The sequence below is a fragment of the Rhodococcus rhodochrous genome (assembly GCF_014854695.1).
Lineage (GTDB): Bacteria > Actinomycetota > Actinomycetes > Mycobacteriales > Mycobacteriaceae > Rhodococcus.
The window spans coordinates 4,933,440-4,950,371 of sequence record NZ_CP027557.1 but is presented as its reverse complement, the minus strand read 5'-3'; the positions used below and the strand labels follow the sequence as shown (position 1 = coordinate 4,950,371).

The window sequence follows — 16,932 nt, the reverse complement described above, 5'->3', positions numbered from 1 at the left end:
CGCGGATGTGACCTGCGCCTCACCGGTGTGGAGGTCCGCACTCGATCACCTATATCCATGGAGGCATCATGAGCGGCACCGTTGTAGACGCGCTGACCTACTGGGCCAGGTCGAAGCCCGACCTCCCCGCGATCGACTTCGCCGGTGATGTCGTGACCTACGCCGAACTGTCCACCTGGGCCGACGGCGTGGCCCACGACCTCGCGTCGCGGGGCGTGACGCGAGGCGACCGAGTCGCCCTCCTCGGCGTCAACAGTCTCGAATGGGCCGTGGCTGCGCTCGCCGCCATGAAGGTCGGGGCCATCGCCGTCGGTCTCAACCAGCGCATGCTCGCCCGTGAACTCGTCACCCTCGTGGACGATTGCGAGCCGACCGTCGTCGTCTGCGACGAAGCGCTGCTGTCCCGCCTCGAAGAAGTTCAGCAGGAGCGAAACACCTTCGCGATCGCGGTGTTCGAGAAAGACGTCCGTCCGCTCCGGGAAGGTGCTCACACACGATTCCCCACCCCGATCGTGGAGATGGGCGATCCCACCGCCATCGTGTTCACGAGCGGCACCACCGGCAACCCCAAGGGCGTGATCTTCACGCACGCGACGATCGCCGGTGAGATGCACGAGTGGCACCTCATGGAGCCCATCCAGCCGAACGGACTCCGGCCGTTGCTCGTACTGCCGTTGTTCTCCGCGGCAGGGATCATCTGGGGCATCTCGCGGGTCGTCCTGCACGGCGGAACACTGTTCCTCCAGCCCGGATTCGACCCCGTCGAAGCTCTGCGTGTTCTGAACGAGGACAAGGCCAACACTCTGACCGGCCCCCCGATTCTGTTCGAGCAGATCGCCAAGGCACCCGGTTTCACCGAATCCGATCTGAGCCACATGGTCACCGCTCATGTCGGCGGAGCCCGGGTCCCCGTCGACCTCCTCCGAAAGTGGCAGGCCCAGGGGGTGGCTCTGCGGCAGATCTACGGCCAGACCGAGATCGGCGGCTCGGCAACCGCCATGCCGCGTGACGAAGCCGCAGAACACCCCGACAAGTGCGGATACGGCGGCATCTTCACCAAGATCCGGGTCGTGGACCCGGACGGAAACAATCTCCCGCCCAACGAAACCGGCCAGATCCTGCTGCGCGGACCCGGCATGATGCCCGGATACTGGCGCAACGAAGCTGCGACGAAGGAGGCGCTCCGCGACGGCTGGCTCTACACGGGCGACCTCGGCAAGCTCGACGAGAACGGGTACCTCACCTACGTCGACAGGCTCAAGGACATGATCATCTCGGGCGGCCTGAACATCTCCCCGGCCGAAATCGAAACGGTCATCAACCGGATACCGGGCGTCGAGGAGGTCGCGGTGATCAGCGTGCCCGACGCCAAGTTCGGCGAGACGCCGGCGGCTCTGGTACGAGCGACGACCGAGATGAAGGAATCCGAGATCGTGGATTTCTGCAACGAGCAACTCGCCGACTACAAGGTGCCGCGCTACGTCGTGTTCATGGACGAGCCGCTGCCCCGCATGCCCAGTGGCAAGATCGCGAAGCGTCAACTGCGTGACGCCTTCGCGAATGTGCCGGACAACTACGAGAAGGTCAGGTGACACCGACGATGACGTCGAACAAGGTGGCTGTGGTTACGGGAGGCGGCCGAGGTATCGGCGCGGCCGTCTCGCATCAGCTCGCGGCAGACGGATTTGCTGTCGCAGTGAACTATTCACGCAGTGCCCGCGATGCCGAGGAGGTCGCGGCGAAGATCGTCGCCGACGGTGGGCAGGCAGTTGCGATCCAGGCGGACGTCTCGGTCGTCGAGGACGCCGAGCGTCTCATAGCCGACACCACCGCCCGGCTCGGGGCGCCGACGGTTCTCGTGAACAACGCCGGTATGAACAAGGCCGGCGCGGCCAGGAAGCAGTCTCCGGCGGACTTCGACGAAGTCATCGCCGTCAACCTCAACGGCGCGTTCTACTGCACGCACTTCGCCCTACCCGCAATGTACGAAGCAGGCTGGGGTCGGGTGGTGTTCGTCAACAGCCCCTCCGGTGGTCGCCGTCCGGCCCCGGGCATGAGCGCTTACGCCGCCGCCAAGGCCGGGCTGGTCGGCATGACGAAGTCGATGGCACTCGAGGTCGCACGGCGCGGAATCACCGTCAACTGTGTGATGCCGGGATTCGTAGCGACCGACATCGTCTCCAGCGGTGGGGAAGCGGGGGTCGAGGCGCTGACCAAGCACTGGCCTTCGATCCCTCCCGAGTCCATCGCGTCGACGGTGTCCTTCCTCGTCTCCGATTACGCGGCCGACGTCTCCGGTGAGGAGATCGGCGTCTGGCGTGGCGGCCCCGTCGGGGTCTGATCCCAGTTCGTAAGGCGTTCCGCACGAACGAGACCGGGGTTGTTTGCGAAAAGTAGGGAACTTTCGCAAACAACCCCGGTCTCGATGCGTGTGGATCCCGAGTGCTATGCGGAGACCGGTGTCTTGGCCTCGGTTGCCTCGGTGTCGGATGCCGTTCGGCGGCCGGCCAGAACGGTGCCCGCGAAGCCGAGCAGCGAGACCACGCAGATCAGGAGGCTGAGCCACACGGTGGTGTCGTCGAACGCCAGCGCCACGGCAATGACGGGGACGACCGCCGCGCCGATGGCGTTTCCACCCTCACGGCCCAGGCCGAGTCCGGTGTAGGCGTGCTGGGTGCGGAACAGTTCGATGACGTATGCGCCCATGGGACCGAAGATCGCCGCAACGCCGATACCGTTGCCCATCGCCATGACCAGCCAGAACATCAGCGGTGGCGTATCCATGCCCGAGAGCATGGCCATGCCGGCCCACGCGAAGACGGCGCTGTAGAGGAAGCCGAAGATGATCACCGGCTGTCGTCCGACACGGTCCGACAGCGAGCCGAAGAGCGGGATGAGGACGGCGTTGGTGAGCTGGGCGGCGATCAGGCCGACGAGCACTTCCGTGCCTCCGAAGCCGAGTTGGTTGGTGCCGAAGGTACCCATGAAGACGATGTAGAAGTAGCCGATACCGGTCTGGCCGATGGTCATCACGAGTACGGCGATCAGGGCGCCCGGCTGCTGCCGGATAACGTCGCGGATCGGCGTCTTCGTCAGTGTTTCCGTCTTCTGGGCCTTCTCGAACGCCGGGGTTTCCGGCAGCGTCCGGCGCAGCCAGAGGCCGTAGGCGAGGATGACGACGCTGAACAGGAACGGGATACGCCAGCCCCAGCTGAGGAAGCTCTCTTGCGACATCACCGCGGAGACCAGGAGCAGGGACAGCGAGCCGAGCACGCCACCGAGCGCCGCGCCCATGCCGGGCAGCGAGCCGAGCAGGCCGCGCTTCTTGGAGGGGGCGAATTCGACCGCGACCAGTGCTGCGCCGCCGTATTCGCCACTGGCGCCGATGCCTTGCAGAACACGCAGAAGCACGAGGAGAAGCGGTGCGACCCAGCCGATCTGGGCGTAGCTGGGCAGAAGTCCGACCAGGAGGGTTGCGCCGCCCATCAGCAGCATCGTGAAGACCAGGATCTTCTTACGCCCGATGCGATCTCCGAGACTTCCGAGGATGACTCCACCGATCGGGCGGACGAGGAAGCCGACGGCGAAGGTCGCTACCGCTTGGAGTGTTCCGAGGAAGGCGCTCGAGCCCGAGAAGAACACGCTTGCGAAAACCACTGATGCAGCGGACGCATAGAGGCTGAAATCGTAGTACTCGAGCAGGGTTCCGATGAAGGCTGCTCGACCTGCTCGTCGTGATTCTGCGGGGGATCGTCCGGCGGAAGCATTCGGTGGAAGGCTTGCAGCCGTGTTCGTACGTTCGGTCATGCTGAACCTCATGTGTGGGGAGGAGGTGGGCGAATGCCCGGATATTCGGTGAGGTACACCACATTAAGCTATAGACGTTAGGTTTGTCTACGTGAAGGGATGTGCCCTACGGGTGACTTCCACGTTGATCCCCGTGAGGTGTGATTGGTTGCTGAGGATGTCGTACCCGGCCTCGCCCACCGGGGAAAGTCTGTTCACGTTCGTGCCCGGATGTCGACTTGCCGTCCGAAGACTGCGTGCGGTCTTCTGACCCCATCCATGGGTCATCGCGACCACTCCGGGCTTGAGGCCCTCGTCGAATGCCAGTGTCGCGTCCACGGAACCGTAGCGATTCGAGACCCTTACTTCGTCGCCCTCGGCCAGATCGCGCCGGGTTGCATCGTCGGGATGCATCCACAGTGGATTGTCCTGATGCAAAGACTGTTTCAGGACGGAAGAATTGTGGAGCCAGCTGTTGAGCATGTAATGGGTGCGACGCGTGATCAACTTGAGTTGATCGGCGCTCTCGCCGGACAATTCGTCCAGGATGTCTTCTGCGGTGCGGTACGCACGCCGGAACACCGGAGGGCAGCAATCGATCAGGCCGTCGTCGTGTTGCACGGCGATGGTGAAGACGTGTGACGGGACGGCCTCGGGCAGGACCGCCGTCTGGCACGGTAGTTGCTTCAACCGTTCGATGCTGAGGCCGGCCTCGCGCATCGCGGCGTCCGCGTTGGCGAGCGGCGCCGGTTCCGGATCGTCGAGCAACGTCCGGACTCCCATTTCCTGCTGGATGCGGGCGAGAATCCACCAGTCGTCGCGGCGGTCGCCCTTGGGCGGTACGACGGCCGGGGTGTACTGGACGTACGGTTCCATGGCCACGCCCATGGTGTTGAGGAAATTGACATCCTCGTGCTCGAGCCAATCCGTGGCAGGAAGTACGTAGTCCGAGATCTCCCCGGTCACCGTGCGATACAGGTCGATCGTCACGATCAACTCCATGCCGGCCATCGCGGCCCGCATACGTTCTTCCCCGCTCACCGACAGCAGTGGATTGCCGGAGATCACGATCAGGGCCCGGATCGGATCCTTCTCGTTCTCGATGTACTCGGCGAGTCTGGCCGCGGGAAGGTCGCCGCTGACGGTGCGAACCTCGCCCAGGCTGCCCTCGAAGAAGGGATCCTCCCGTTTGCGCTTCGAGTTCTGTACGACGTCGCTCATACCGCGCGAGTAGATGTTTCCTCCGCGCCTCCCGAGATTGCCGGAGAACAGGCTGATCATGTTGAGCATCCAGTACGCGAGGGCGCCCTGACGTCCCTGATTGACTCCGGTCGCCATGTAGATGCCGGCGGTAGGTGCAGCGCAGAAGTCGTCGGCGACCTGCCTGATGTCGTCGGCCGCTATCCCGGTGGCCGCACTCACGTGTTCGGCGGAATATCTGCCGACGAACTCCACCAGATCGTCGATGTTCCGTGCGTGTTTCTCGACTTCGGCGCGGTCGTATCCGATGCGGAAGACGATCTCGTGGAGGATCGCGGCGAGAAAGTAGAAATCGGAATCGGGTTTGATGAGCAACACCTCGCCCGTATCCGGCCCGGACGACTCGATGCGCCGGGGATTGACGAACAGAGTCTTCCCTCCGCGCTTCTTGATCGCCCTGATCTTGGCCATGGGGTTCGAGATGTGCATCAGGGTCATGTGCGAGACGAGAGGATTGCTACCGAGGCAGAGGAAGTAATCGGTGTGCAGCAGATCGGGGATCGGATGCGCCATCGACGCTCCGTAGATCGCCTCGCTGGCCGCGTACTTGGCGGATGTGTCCTGGGTCCCCGCGCTGAACCGCATCCTCGTGTCGAAGCCACGCGCCAGCGCTGCTGCATTGGCGTAGTAGGTGCCGTTGAACGCGGAGGGGTTTCCCTGATAGACGGCGAGTGCATTGCGCCCGTGACGCTGCCGGATATCGCGCAGGCGGTCTGCGATGTCCCGTACGGCGTCGTCCCAGTCGACGGCGACGAATTCACCGACCTCCTCGCTCCGCGGGTTGACGCGCCTGAGCGGGCGGTCGAGCCGGTCCGGGTCGCGATGGATCTCGAGGAAATGCACGCCCTTGTGGCACGAGAATCCCTTGTGTATCGGATGATCCGGGTCGGTTTGCAGGTTGCCGACCGCGCCGTTCCGGACCGTGGCGACGAGTCCACACGCCGGTTCGCAGAGACGGCAGAACGTGTGGACCCGATGCTCGGTCATCGGGTCAACTGTCCTCGACCATGACACGGGTCGAAGCGGCCTGTGCTTCCGCCCGGTAGTTCGAGGGCCACTTCTTGCCCAGGGCGAGGCCCCCGTCCACTCCGAGCGTCTGGCCGGTGACGAATTCGGAATCGTCGGAGGCGAGGAAAGCTGCGGCATGGGCGAGGTCGTCGGGTTCCCCGGCCCTCGGAATGGGCTGGAACTTCGTGAGGCTCCGTCGAACGGCGTCGACACTGCGGTCGAGCGCTTCGTCCTCGAGTCCGGCGCCGTGGCCGACGATCCGTGTGGCGACACCACCGGGGATCAGCGCGTTGACGCGTATGCGGAACTCGGCGAGCTCCACCGCCGCGGTACGCGTGAGCTGGAGAACGGCAGCCTTTGCTGCGCTGTAGGGGTGGGGGCCGAAACCGGTCCGGATACCGGCAACGCTCGACACGTTGACGATGCTGCCCGAGCCCTGGTCGCGCATGACGCGAGCGGCGTGCTTCGTTCCGAGAAATGCGCTGCGTGAAAGTACCGCAAAGCCGTCCTCCCATTCCTCGAGCGATGTGTCCTCGAGGAAAGTCCAGGCGCCCACGCGGCCCGCATTGTTGATCATGCAGTCCAGTCGCCCGAACTGCTCTACGGCAAGTGCGACGGCTGCGGCCACATCGGACTCCTCGCGGACGTCGGTATGCAGGTAGACGCCTCGCCGGCCGAGTTCGGCGGCTACGTTCCGGCCCCGTTTCTCGTCGATGTCCGCGACGACGACGTGGGCTCCGCGCTGAGCGAAGACACGCGCCGTAGCCGCGCCGATACCGCTGGCGGCTCCTGTCACCACCGCAACCTTGCCTTCGAGATCGGTCATCGTCGACTCCTTCGGTCGTGGTGGATCCTTGAGCTTTTAATCTAAAGTCATTAGCCTGCGTGTGTCGAGTCCGTCACATCCGGGAGAGTCACATGGCCGATGAAACACCGATCCTGACCGAACGTCCGCGGCCGGGAATTCTCTTGATCCGGCTCAACCGCCCGAACGAGCTCAACGCGATGAACGTCGACCTCATCGAGGCACTGCACGGGGTCCTCGACGAGGTTCGAGACGACTCCACAACCCGCGCGATCGTCCTCACCGGCGAGGGTCGGGCCTTCTGCGCAGGGCTGGACCTGCGCGGATACGGAACACCCGAAGGGACGACAGAAGGGGAAGGTCGCGCCCAACTCGGCTTGAGAGTGCAGAAGCACATCGCCGGGCTGGTCGACGCATTCCGTAGTACCCGCGCCCCGATCATCGCGGCGGTCGACGGCGCGGCAGCCGGCGGCGGTATGTCGCTGGCGCTCATGGCGGATATCCGCATCGCCTCGGAAAAAGCGGTCTTCCACGCCGCATTCATTCGGCGGGGCCTGTCCAACTGCGACATCGGAATGAGTTGGCTGCTGCCCCGGATGATCGGCTTCTCCCGCGCAGCTCAGATCATGCTCACCGGCCGGTCCATCGACGCAGCCGAGGCCGAACGCATCGGGCTCGTCTCGTCCGTGGAGCCCGCCGACACCCTGCTCGATACCGCATTGGACACCGCCGAGGCGATCGCGCAGAACAGCCCGTTCGGGGTCTGGATGACCAAGGAGGTCATGTGGTCGAACCTCGAAACACCCAGTATGCGAGCAGCGATCGATCTCGAGAACCGCACCCAGATCCTGAGCTCGCTCACGCGCGACCACAAGGAGGCCGTCGTCTCGTTCCTCGAGAAGCGGCCCCCCGAATTCCGGAACCACTGACCGCCCACCCGAGGACACCGCAGGAAACGATGAGGTTCGTATGAAAGTAGGAGTTGCTGCCGGCTACTGGGGCTCCGGCCCGCCCCGGCACGTCGAGCGAATCCTCACCGAGGCAGAAGAACTCGGAGTCGACAGCTTCTGGACCGCAGAAACGTACGGGTCCGATGCGCTCACTCCGCTGGCCTGGTGGGGCGCCCGCACATCGAACATCAAGCTCGGGACATCGGTATGCCAGATCTCCGCGCGGCCGCCCACCACATTGGCGATGGCGGCCCTCACCCTCGATCATCTGAGCGGGGGACGCGTGATTCTCGGAATCGGGGCGTCCGGCCCGCAGGTCGTCGAGGGTTGGTACGGGCAGCCCTATCCGCGACCTCTCGAACGAACGCGCGAGTACATCGAGATCATGCGCAAGGTGTGGGCTCGTGAAGAGCCGGTCACCTATTCGGGACGGCATTACCAGCTGCCCGTCCAGGGCGGCACGGGTCTGGGGAAGCCGCTCAAGTCGATCGTCCACCCGCTCCGCAGCGACATTCCGATCTACATGGGAGCCGAGGGTCCGAAGAACGTGGCGCTGGCGGCGGAGATCGCCGACGGCTGGACCCCGCTGTGGTTCTCGCCCAAAAGCGACGAGTTCTACCGTGCCGCTCTCGCGGACGGATTCGCGCGAGAAGGCGCGCGGCGCACCCAGGACGATTTCGAGATCGCGAACGTGTGCTGGCTGGTCGAGAACGACGACGTGGAGAAGGCCGCCGCGCGGCTGAAACCGACGGTCGCGCTGTACGCGGGCGGTATGGGCGCGAAGGGCGCCAACTTCCACAACGATGTGTTCGTGCGGATGGGCTGGGGTGACGCCTGCGCCGAGATCCAGGAGCTCTATCTGAGTGGACGGCCCGACCTCGCAGCGCAGGCCGTGCCGACCGAGATGGTCGAGGACGTAGCCCTCGTCGGCCCCGCCGACAAGATCATCGAGGAAATCGAAACCAAGTGGAAGCCCACCTGTCTCACCACCCTCATCCTGGGTGGATGGCCGAAGCCCGAGAACAGGGAACGGATTCTGGAGGCGGTGCAATCGTGAACCTGGACCCGAGAATGCCCATTCTGGTCGGGTGTGGCCAGGTCGACGAGCGTGACGGAGGCGTGGAACCGGTCGATCTGATCGTGCGGGCAGCCCGTGTCGCGGCAGACGACGCCGGGGCGGCGAAACTGCTCGAACTCGTCAATTCGGTGCGTGTGGTCGGCCTGTTGTCGTGGCGCTACCGCGACCCGGGTGCCCTCGTCGGTGAGCGCATCGGCGCAACCGTCCGGCACACCGGATATTCCGGCAACGGTGGCAGCACCCCGCAGGTCTTCGTCAACGGTGCGGCCGAGGACATCGCGGCAGGTCGGGCCGATGTGGTGCTCATCGGTGGCGCAGAAGCCTGACGGACCCGGACGAAGATGCGGGCTCGGAAGTTGCGTCCGGACTGGACGGTTCAGGACGAGTCGGTTCCCACCGCAGAGATCATGGTCACCGATGTGCCCATGGCGGCGGAGAGCGAACGCCGCATCGGCCTCGACCGCCCTTCGTACGTCTACCCTCTCTTCGAGCAGGCGCTGCGTGTGTCGGCGGGACGTTCGCTCGCGGAGCACCAGGACTTCATCGGTGGACTGTGGGCGCGCTTCAGTGCGGTCGCGGCGAAGAATCCGAACGCGTGGGTGCAACGCGAGTACACGGCCGAGGAGATCGCGACGCCGTCACCCGACAACCGGATGATCTCGACGCCCTATACGAAGTTGCTGAACTCGAACAACATGGTCGATCAGGGTTCGGCTCTTCTGATGTGCTCGGTGGAAACGGCGACCCGTTTGGGAATTCCGCGGGAACGCTGGGTATTTCCGCATTCCGGCACCGAGTCGCACGATACCTTTGCGATCGCCGAACGGGCCGCGCTCGACCGCTCGCCGGCGATCCGCATCGCGGGCGCGAGGGCACTCGAACTCGCAGGCATCGGACTCGACCGGGTCGAGTATGTCGACGTCTACTCCTGTTTTCCGTCGGCAGTGCAGGTCGCGGCGAACGAACTCGGGCTCGCGCTCGACGATCCGGCGCGACCGCTCACCGTCACCGGTGGTCTGACCTTCGGTGGTGGCCCGTGGAACAACTATGTCGGGCATTCGATCGCGACGATGATGACGCGACTGCGCGACACCCCCGGCTCGTTCGGGCTGGTCACCGCGAACAGCGGTTATCTCACGAAGCATGCGATGGGGGTGTACTCCACCGAGCCTCCGGCCGATGGCTTCCGGCGGATGGACGTGCAGGCCGAGGTCGACTCAGAGCCGCGTACGACGGCACTGGTTTCGTACGACGGGCCGGCCACGGCGGAGTCGTGGACGGTCGTCTACAACCGCGACGGTGAACCGGAGCGCGGCTTCCTCGCCGCCCGCACTGGGACCGGAGAACGCACGCTCGCCACGACTGTTGCCGGCGACGATCTGACACGGCTCGTGGACGACGACATCGCAGGTCAACGCGTCGAAATTACGTCCGACGGTCAGTTCCGTCTCGTGTGACGTTGACGGCAGTAATCTAACGCAATAAGGTTAAGTGCAAGTGATGGGGCGCGCGAGCGGCGTCCGGCGAACGAGGAGTATGCAATGACGGTCGAGGACTTCCGTGCCCTGTACGAGCAACACGTCGGTCATGTGGCGAGCGGAGACATGAAGGCGGCACTCGCCGACATGGTCCGAGAGAACCTTCCGCAGGTCTTCGAAGGCGTGGACACTCCGCGTGAAGCACCGAAGAGCTACGCGATCAAGAATGTTCGCGCGGACGGCGACCTCATGATCGGCGAAACCGTCTACGACATGAGCGACCGTTCGATCGGGCTGCGTTCCATCTGGGAGCTGCACGACGGCCGTTGGCTGGCAGCGAGGTTGGAGAACTTCTCGCCCGAAGAGGGGGCACAGCGATGACCGCGACCGAACCCGTGTCGGCCCCGTGGGGCCCCGCCCCCGACGGACTCGACCAGCAGTACTGGGACGGCCTCGTCGCCGGCGAGTTGCGACTGCAACGGTGCACATCCTGCCGCACGTGGATCTGGGGCCCGCAGGCGATCTGCGGGCACTGCCACAGCTTCGACATCGGATGGGAGACCGTCGAACCGGCCGGCACCGTCTACAGCTGGAATCGCAGTTGGTACCCGTACATGGAGGAGTACGCGAACAACCTCCCCTACGTGACCGTGCTCGTCGAACTGCCGCACGCCGGTGGCCGCCGGGTTCTGGGAATCCTCAACGACGACATCGAAGCCGATCCCGCGATCGGCGACCGTGTGGTCGGCAGCTTCGAGCGCGTCGACGGTTCTGCCTGGCCGCTCCTGCGCTGGCGTCGCGCCGGCGCGATTTCCGAAGGAGAAGACCGATGAGGGCCGACATCATGCGCGGGGCAGCCGCCGTCGTCGGAGTCGCCGAACAGCACTACCGCCGCGGCGAGGCCCCGCACAGCGAGAAGCGCATGACCTTGGAAGTGATCCTCGAGGCCTGTGCGGATGCGGGCATCGATCCTCGTGAGATCGACGGCTTCGTCTCCTATGCGGGTGGCCCCAACGACGGCGCCATCATCGGCGGTGCCCTGTTGATCGACGAACTGCGCTGGTCGAACATGATGTGGGGTGGGGGAGGCGGCAGCGTCGCAGCCGCCATCACCAACGCGGCCGTGGCGATCGCCACCGGACAGGCCGAATGCGTCGTGGTGTACCGGGCGATGTCGCAGGAGGACACAGGCCGGCTGGGTTACGCGAAGTACCACTACGGCAGTCACTTCCTCGCGCACGGAATCGGGTCACCCGCACAGATCTGCGCGATGCGGACGCAGCGGATGCTCGAACACGGCGGTGTGCCGCGCTCGGCGATGCGGTCACTCGTCCTCGCGTCGTACCGGCATGCGCAGAACAACCCGACCGCGCAAGGATACGGACGACCCCTCGACGAGGAGACGTACGAGAACTCGCGCCTGATCGCGGAGCCCTTCCACCTGTTCGACTGCTCGCGTGAGAGCGACGGCGCCGTGGCGCTCGTGCTCGTCTCGGCGGAACGGGCCAAGTCGCTGCGTCCCGATCCGGCCTATCTGCTGGCCGGGGCGCAAGGAGCCCCGGGCGGATACTCCGAGCTGATCGACAACGATCTCGACGAGCAGTACATGAGCGCCGGGTTCGGTCCGGCCAACAACGGCAAACCAGGAGTCGCCGAAAGGCTTTGGTCGGCAGCCGGTCTCGGGCCGGACGACGTCGACGTCGTCCAGGTCTACGAGAACTTCAGCGGACCGGCCGTCGCTGCGTTGATCGACCACGGACTCTGCCCTCCCGGTGAGGCCGCGGGCACGTTCATGACCGTCGACAACCTCACGGCGCCGAGCGGGAAACTGCCGATCAACACCAGTGGCGGCAACCTCGCCGACTCGTTCATCAACGGTCTGAACCTCGCTGTCGAGGCGGTTCGGCAGATTCGCGGAACCTCGACCAACCCCGTGGTCGGCGCAAAGACCTCGCTGTTCATCGGCGGGCCCATGGCACCACTGGTCAGCTCGGTGCTGTTCGGGCACGAAGACACCCTGTAGACCCGCGGAAGGCACGGCATGGACAACAACACGAACGACCTGAACCGTAACGAGCTCTTCATCGGTGGCCGATGGGTGGCTCCGCAATCCGGTGCCACGACGGACGTCGTCGAGGCAGCAACCGAAAAGGTGATCGGTACCGCGGCGCTGGCGTCGGAGCCGGACATCGACGCGGCGGTGGCTGCTGCGCGCAGTGCACTTTCCGGCCCCTGGAGGGCGCTGACGAACACCGAACGCGCCGATCTCCTCGACGCCTTCGCCAAGGCCCTGAAGTCTCGTGGTCGCGAGACCGCGCAGCTCGTCAGCCGTGAGAACGGCATGCCGATCGCACTGTCGAACGGAGTGAACGGCTTCGGTCCTGCGGCAATGCTCTCCTACTATGCAGGCCTGATCCGAGACACCACCCCGGAGGACGTGCGCCCGAGCGCTTTCGGTGGTCGCACCGTCGTGCGCCGCGAACCGGTCGGTGTCGTCGCGGCCATCACGCCGTGGAACTACCCGCAGCCGCTCGCTGCGATGAAGTTGGCGCCCGCACTGGCCGCGGGATGCACCGTGGTGCTCAAGCCCGCACCCGAGACCGCCCTCGACGCGTTCGCGTTCGCCGAGGCCGCTCTGGAAGCAGGACTGCCGGCCGGGGTCGTCAATGTTGTGCCCGCAGGCCGGGAGACCAGCGCATATCTCGTGGAGCACCCGGGCGTCGACAAGGTCGCATTCACGGGATCCACCGCTGCGGGTCGCGCGATCGGTGAGGTGTGCGGACGCTTGCTTCGTCCGGTGACCCTGGAACTCGGCGGTAAGTCCGCGGCCCTCGTCACCGAACAGGCCGACCTCGACGTGTTCGCGAAAAACCTCCTCGAGGTGTCGCTCGTGAACAACGGCCAGACATGCCACGCGAGCACCCGCATCCTCGCACCGCGCTCGCGCTACGACGAGGTGGTCGAGGCGGTCACCGAGACGGTACGGGCGTTGACCGTCGGCGATCCACTCGACAAGAACACCCATGTCGGTCCGCTGGTGTCGGCCGCGCAGCGCGACCGGGTACTGGGCTACATCGAATCCGGTCGTGCCGACGGCTACCGGATCACCACCGGGGGAGGCACACCGGCTTCCCAGGCGCTCGGGTGGTTCGTCGAACCGACCGTGTTCGCCGATGTCGACAACTCGGCACGTATCGCGCAGGAGGAGATCTTCGGCCCGGTGCTCACCGTCACGCCGTACGACGGGGAGGACGAAGCGGTCGCGATCGCAAACGACTCCGAGTACGGACTCGGCGGCACGGTATGGACCACGGACGAACAGCACGGTCTCGAGCTCGCCGCACGCATCCACAGCGGAACCGTCGGAGTGAACTACTACGCGCTGGACCTCGACGCGCCGTTCGGAGGCGTCAAGTCCTCGGGTCTGGGCCGGGAACTCGGCCCGGAGGGACTGACTCCGTACTTCGCCACGAAGTCCGTCTACTTCGGAACCCGCTGATCGGTTTCGGCTCGGCCTCATCGCGAGCACACAAGGTTTGGAGTACACGATGGCACTACCTCTGCAGAATGTCCGCGTACTGGACCTGACGAACGGATTCGGTGACACCGCGACCCGATTTCTCGCCGATCTCGGTGCCGAGGTCGTGCGCATCGAACTTCCCGGCGGGTCGCCGACCCGATCGGCGGAGCCGATCCGCGGCGGAGTGAGCATCCCGTTCGCGCTGCGCAACGCGAACAAGCTGGGGGTCACCGCCGACCTGGAGGTCGACGAGGGCCGTGATCGTCTGCGCGAGCTCGCGCGGCAGGCCGACATCCTGATCGAATCCATGCCGCCCGGTTATCTGGCGTCGCGGGGTGTCGGCGCGACCGACCTGCGCCTGATCAACCCCGAGCTCGTCGCGGTCTCGGTCACGCCGTTCGGTCAGGACGGGCCGTATCGGGACTGGGCTGCACCCGAGCAGGTGCTGTACGCGCTCAGCGGGGTGTTGTCCCGCTCCGGCGAGCCGGGTGAGGCACCGCTGTTGCCGCCGAACGGTCTGGTCGACGAGTCGGTGGGTGTTCACACCGCGTGGTCGGCGTTGCTCGCCTACTACGACCGCCTGCACACCGGGCAGGGGCAGACCGTGGACATCTCCGCGTTCGAGGTCATCGTGCACGGTTTCGACCCCGGATTCGGCGTGCAGGGTTCGGCGGCTGCCGGACGCTCGGAGGACTTCCCGCGCGGGCGACCCGATGCGGCGAACTTCTATCCGGTCTACCGGTGCGCCGACGGTCAGGTACGCATCTGCCTGCTCGCCCGGCGCCAGTGGCGGGCGATGTTCGAATGGCTGGGTGAGCCGGAAGAATTCGCGGACCCGAAGTACGACACCATCCCCGCTCGCTTCGCGGCGTCGGATCGTCTCAACCCGCTGATCGACGCGCTGTTCGCCGACTACACCCGCGACCAGCTCGTGGCGGAGGGCGCTGCGCGTGGCATCCCGATCGGTGGGCTCAACACCGTCTCGGAGGTGCTGCGAACCGATCATTTCGAAGCGTCCGGGACCTTCGTCGACACGGAGATCGCGCCGGGGCTCGAGGCCCGGATCCCGTCCGGCTACGCCAAGATCAACGGTGAGCGTGCCGGTTTCCGCTTCCGTGCCCCCCGGCTCGGTGAGCACGACGACGCGGTGTTCGGATCGGCCACCGACCGATCGCGTCCGCAGCCGCCGTCGCCGTCGCGTGCCATCGGGTCGCGTCCGTTCGAGGGCTTGCGAGTTCTCGATCTGGGCGTCGTGGTGTTCGGTGCCGAACTCGGTCGCCAGTTCGCCGACAACGGTGCCGACGTCATCAAGATCGAGAATTCGGATTTTCCCGACGGACTACGGCAGTCGCGACGAAAAGGCGCTCTCGCGGCATCGGTGGCATGGGGTCACCGCAACCGCCGCAGTCTCGGGCTGAATCTCCGCAGTGCCGAAGGCATTGCGGTGTTCAAGAAACTCGCCGCACAGGCCGACGTCGTCCTGGCGAATTTCAAACCCGGCACCCTCGCCTCGATGGGCTTGTCGTACGAAGAGCTGAGGGCGATCAACCCGCGCATCGTGGTGTCGGAGAGCAGCGCGTTCGGCAGCGTCGGTCCCTGGAACACGCGTCTCGGGTACGGGCCGCTGGTCCGCGCCGCGTGCGGTGTGTCGGCTCTGTGGCGGTACTCCGATACTTCGGACGGGTTGTGTGACGGTTCGACGGTGTACCCGGACCACATCGCCGGGCAGGTCACGGCCACCACCGTCCTGGCGGTCCTGATCGATCGTCTGCGGACGGGGCAGGGCGCCGCAATCGAGGTGGCCCAGGCCGACACCGCGATCGTCCAACTCGGTAACCAGCTGGTCGCCGAACACCTCGAGCCGGGATCGATCTCGGCGCCGGGAAACTCGGATCCGTACGCAGCGCCCTCCGGTGTGTTCGCCTGCGCCGGAGACGACGAGTGGTGCGCCGTCATCGTTCAGGACGACACGCAGTGGCAGCGTCTGTGCGAGGTGCTCGATCGTTCCGATCTTGCCGGCGACCCTCGATTCGCTTCGGTTGCGGCACGTCTGGCGAACCGCGCCGAGGTGGACGCGATTCTCGCGGAGTGGCTTGCACGTCGCTCGCCGACCGAGGCCATGGAAACCTTGCAGTCCGCGGGTGTTCCGGCGGGAGCGATGGTTCGTCTGCCCGAGTTGCTCACGAACCCGCAGCTCGTCGCTCGCGAGGCATATACCGAACTCGAACACGAGTTGCTGCCGAATCCGCTGCCCACGGCCACGCGCGTCGCACGGTTCGACACGATCCCGGATTGGCCGCTGCGACCGGCACCGCTACCGGGTCAGCAGACACGTGAGATCTGCGAGACCGTGCTCGGGTTGGACGGCGCCGAGATCGACGCTCTGGTGAGCGACGGCGTGTTGCAACCGCCCGCGGACGATCCCGCTCTGTCGTCGGTCACGGCCCGCGTCTGACCTTTCACCGGAAGGTCCCCGAGTTCGTCCTCGGGGGCCTTCCGTCTCTCTACGGACCGATTCGACTTCCTTGCTACAGCAATTGCTCTGGCGGGAAGCCGAACTCGTATCGGACCGGATGCGGTCCAGGGGCGTTTCCGGTGTAACGGAGTCTTGCGTAAATCTACGTGTATTAGTTACGGTGTGATGTGTACCACGGTGCGCACCCGGTTCGGGCGATATCACCTCGGGGATGTCTCGTCGCGCTCCCGTGCGACGCCGTAGGTGTCCCTCGATCGCCTGGAAAGGGCTGGACGCAATGAGAGCGAAGACCCGATTGAACTGTCCCTGTGGTGCTCACGTCGCCGGTGTCGACGAGGATGATCTCGTGATCCGGGCTCAGGAGCACCTGCGCGAATCGCACCCTGGTATGGAGTACTCGCGCGACGAGATTCTCTTCATCTCGTACTGATCTTCGCGGTGGGCGGGGCGGATGGCGTCGACCTGCATCCCCGGGATCGCCGCCGCTATGCGATTTACAAAAAACGATTGACGTATCAAGTGTCGTGTATGTAGTGTGTGTCACATCCGCTGAACGGCAGCGGGAACGTCC

General features: G+C 65.3%; 13 protein-coding genes and 1 pseudogene. 11 read left to right on the top strand and 3 right to left on the bottom strand.

The annotated features are described in order from the left end of the window. Positions 1-68: 68 nt before the first annotated feature. Both C6Y44_RS22575 and C6Y44_RS22570 read left to right on the top strand, forming a co-directional pair. A complete protein-coding gene (locus tag C6Y44_RS22575; protein ID WP_159417369.1) occupies positions 69-1,592 on the top strand; it encodes a class I adenylate-forming enzyme family protein in 1,524 nt (507 codons plus the stop codon). A gap of 8 nt (positions 1,593-1,600) precedes the next feature. Beyond that, positions 1,601-2,341 (top strand): SDR family oxidoreductase, encoded by a 741-nt coding sequence (locus C6Y44_RS22570; RefSeq protein ID WP_159417370.1) that lies wholly within the window; start codon positions 1,601-1,603, stop codon positions 2,339-2,341. A gap of 104 nt (positions 2,342-2,445) precedes the next feature. Here C6Y44_RS22570 and C6Y44_RS22565 read toward each other — a convergent pair whose 3' ends face one another. The 3 genes from C6Y44_RS22565 to C6Y44_RS22555 form a co-directional block, all read right to left on the bottom strand. Beyond that, positions 2,446-3,807: an MFS transporter gene (locus tag C6Y44_RS22565; protein WP_159417371.1), complete on the bottom strand. Its 1,362-nt coding sequence runs from the start codon at positions 3,805-3,807 to the stop codon at positions 2,446-2,448. A gap of 87 nt (positions 3,808-3,894) precedes the next feature. After that, a complete protein-coding gene (locus C6Y44_RS22560) occupies positions 3,895-6,033 on the bottom strand; it encodes a molybdopterin-containing oxidoreductase family protein (protein ID WP_016692446.1) in 2,139 nt (712 codons plus the stop codon). Positions 6,034-6,037: 4 nt separating this feature from the next. Continuing rightward, entirely contained in the window at positions 6,038-6,880 is an 843-nt protein-coding gene (locus C6Y44_RS22555) for a glucose 1-dehydrogenase (protein WP_016692447.1), read from the bottom strand. A gap of 92 nt (positions 6,881-6,972) precedes the next feature. Here C6Y44_RS22555 and C6Y44_RS22550 point away from each other — a divergent pair, with 92 nt between their 5' ends. From C6Y44_RS22550 to C6Y44_RS28185, 9 genes and pseudogenes are all read left to right on the top strand, one after another. After that, complete coding sequence (locus C6Y44_RS22550; protein WP_159417372.1) at positions 6,973-7,788, top strand: enoyl-CoA hydratase/isomerase family protein; 816 nt, start codon at positions 6,973-6,975, stop codon at positions 7,786-7,788. A 40-nt stretch (positions 7,789-7,828) separates the two neighbouring features. Beyond that, on the top strand, positions 7,829-8,866 hold the full coding sequence (locus tag C6Y44_RS22545; RefSeq protein WP_159417373.1) for an LLM class F420-dependent oxidoreductase: 1,038 nt from the start codon (positions 7,829-7,831) through the stop codon (positions 8,864-8,866). Then, positions 8,863-10,344, top strand: a pseudogene (locus C6Y44_RS22540) (acetyl-CoA acetyltransferase). Before C6Y44_RS22545 ends, C6Y44_RS22540 begins: the two are co-directional and overlap by 4 nt. 84 nt (positions 10,345-10,428) lie before the next feature. Continuing rightward, positions 10,429-10,746 (top strand): hypothetical protein, encoded by a 318-nt coding sequence (locus C6Y44_RS22535; RefSeq protein ID WP_016692451.1) that lies wholly within the window; start codon positions 10,429-10,431, stop codon positions 10,744-10,746. Then, on the top strand, positions 10,743-11,198 hold the full coding sequence (locus C6Y44_RS22530) for a Zn-ribbon domain-containing OB-fold protein (protein WP_016692452.1): 456 nt from the start codon (positions 10,743-10,745) through the stop codon (positions 11,196-11,198). The genes C6Y44_RS22535 and C6Y44_RS22530 overlap by 4 nt, the downstream gene beginning before the upstream one ends. Then, positions 11,195-12,388 carry a thiolase C-terminal domain-containing protein gene (locus C6Y44_RS22525; RefSeq protein ID WP_159417374.1) on the top strand — a complete coding sequence of 398 codons (1,194 nt, stop codon included), beginning with the start codon at positions 11,195-11,197 and terminating at the stop codon, positions 12,386-12,388. Before C6Y44_RS22530 ends, C6Y44_RS22525 begins: the two co-directional genes overlap by 4 nt. An 18-nt stretch (positions 12,389-12,406) precedes the next feature. Next, positions 12,407-13,864 carry an aldehyde dehydrogenase gene (locus C6Y44_RS22520; RefSeq protein ID WP_159417375.1) on the top strand — a complete coding sequence of 486 codons (1,458 nt, stop codon included), beginning with the start codon at positions 12,407-12,409 and terminating at the stop codon, positions 13,862-13,864. Positions 13,865-13,913: 49 nt separating this feature from the next. Further along, entirely contained in the window at positions 13,914-16,340 is a 2,427-nt protein-coding gene (locus C6Y44_RS22515) for a CaiB/BaiF CoA transferase family protein (RefSeq protein WP_159417376.1), read from the top strand. 232 nt (positions 16,341-16,572) lie between these two features. Beyond that, positions 16,573-16,791 (top strand): DUF1059 domain-containing protein, encoded by a 219-nt coding sequence (locus tag C6Y44_RS28185; protein WP_404817777.1) that lies wholly within the window; start codon positions 16,573-16,575, stop codon positions 16,789-16,791. Positions 16,792-16,932 lie beyond the last annotated feature (141 nt).

What these genes read in the sequence shown, in the direction of transcription:
- C6Y44_RS22575 (WP_159417369.1), top strand. Translation starts at nt 69, where the DNA reads ATGAGCGGCACCGTTGTAGACGCGCTGACCTACTGGGCCAGGTCGAAG.
- C6Y44_RS22570 (WP_159417370.1), top strand. Translation starts at nt 1,601, where the DNA reads ATGACGTCGAACAAGGTGGCTGTGGTTACGGGAGGCGGCCGAGGTATC.
- C6Y44_RS22565 (WP_159417371.1), bottom strand. Translation starts at nt 3,807, where the DNA reads ATGACCGAACGTACGAACACGGCTGCAAGCCTTCCACCGAATGCTTCC.
- C6Y44_RS22560 (WP_016692446.1), bottom strand. Translation starts at nt 6,033, where the DNA reads ATGACCGAGCATCGGGTCCACACGTTCTGCCGTCTCTGCGAACCGGCG.
- C6Y44_RS22555 (WP_016692447.1), bottom strand. Translation starts at nt 6,880, where the DNA reads ATGACCGATCTCGAAGGCAAGGTTGCGGTGGTGACAGGAGCCGCCAGC.
- C6Y44_RS22550 (WP_159417372.1), top strand. Translation starts at nt 6,973, where the DNA reads ATGGCCGATGAAACACCGATCCTGACCGAACGTCCGCGGCCGGGAATT.
- C6Y44_RS22545 (WP_159417373.1), top strand. Translation starts at nt 7,829, where the DNA reads ATGAAAGTAGGAGTTGCTGCCGGCTACTGGGGCTCCGGCCCGCCCCGG.
- C6Y44_RS22535 (WP_016692451.1), top strand. Translation starts at nt 10,429, where the DNA reads ATGACGGTCGAGGACTTCCGTGCCCTGTACGAGCAACACGTCGGTCAT.
- C6Y44_RS22530 (WP_016692452.1), top strand. Translation starts at nt 10,743, where the DNA reads ATGACCGCGACCGAACCCGTGTCGGCCCCGTGGGGCCCCGCCCCCGAC.
- C6Y44_RS22525 (WP_159417374.1), top strand. Translation starts at nt 11,195, where the DNA reads ATGAGGGCCGACATCATGCGCGGGGCAGCCGCCGTCGTCGGAGTCGCC.
- C6Y44_RS22520 (WP_159417375.1), top strand. Translation starts at nt 12,407, where the DNA reads ATGGACAACAACACGAACGACCTGAACCGTAACGAGCTCTTCATCGGT.
- C6Y44_RS22515 (WP_159417376.1), top strand. Translation starts at nt 13,914, where the DNA reads ATGGCACTACCTCTGCAGAATGTCCGCGTACTGGACCTGACGAACGGA.
- C6Y44_RS28185 (WP_404817777.1), top strand. Translation starts at nt 16,573, where the DNA reads ATGTCTCGTCGCGCTCCCGTGCGACGCCGTAGGTGTCCCTCGATCGCC.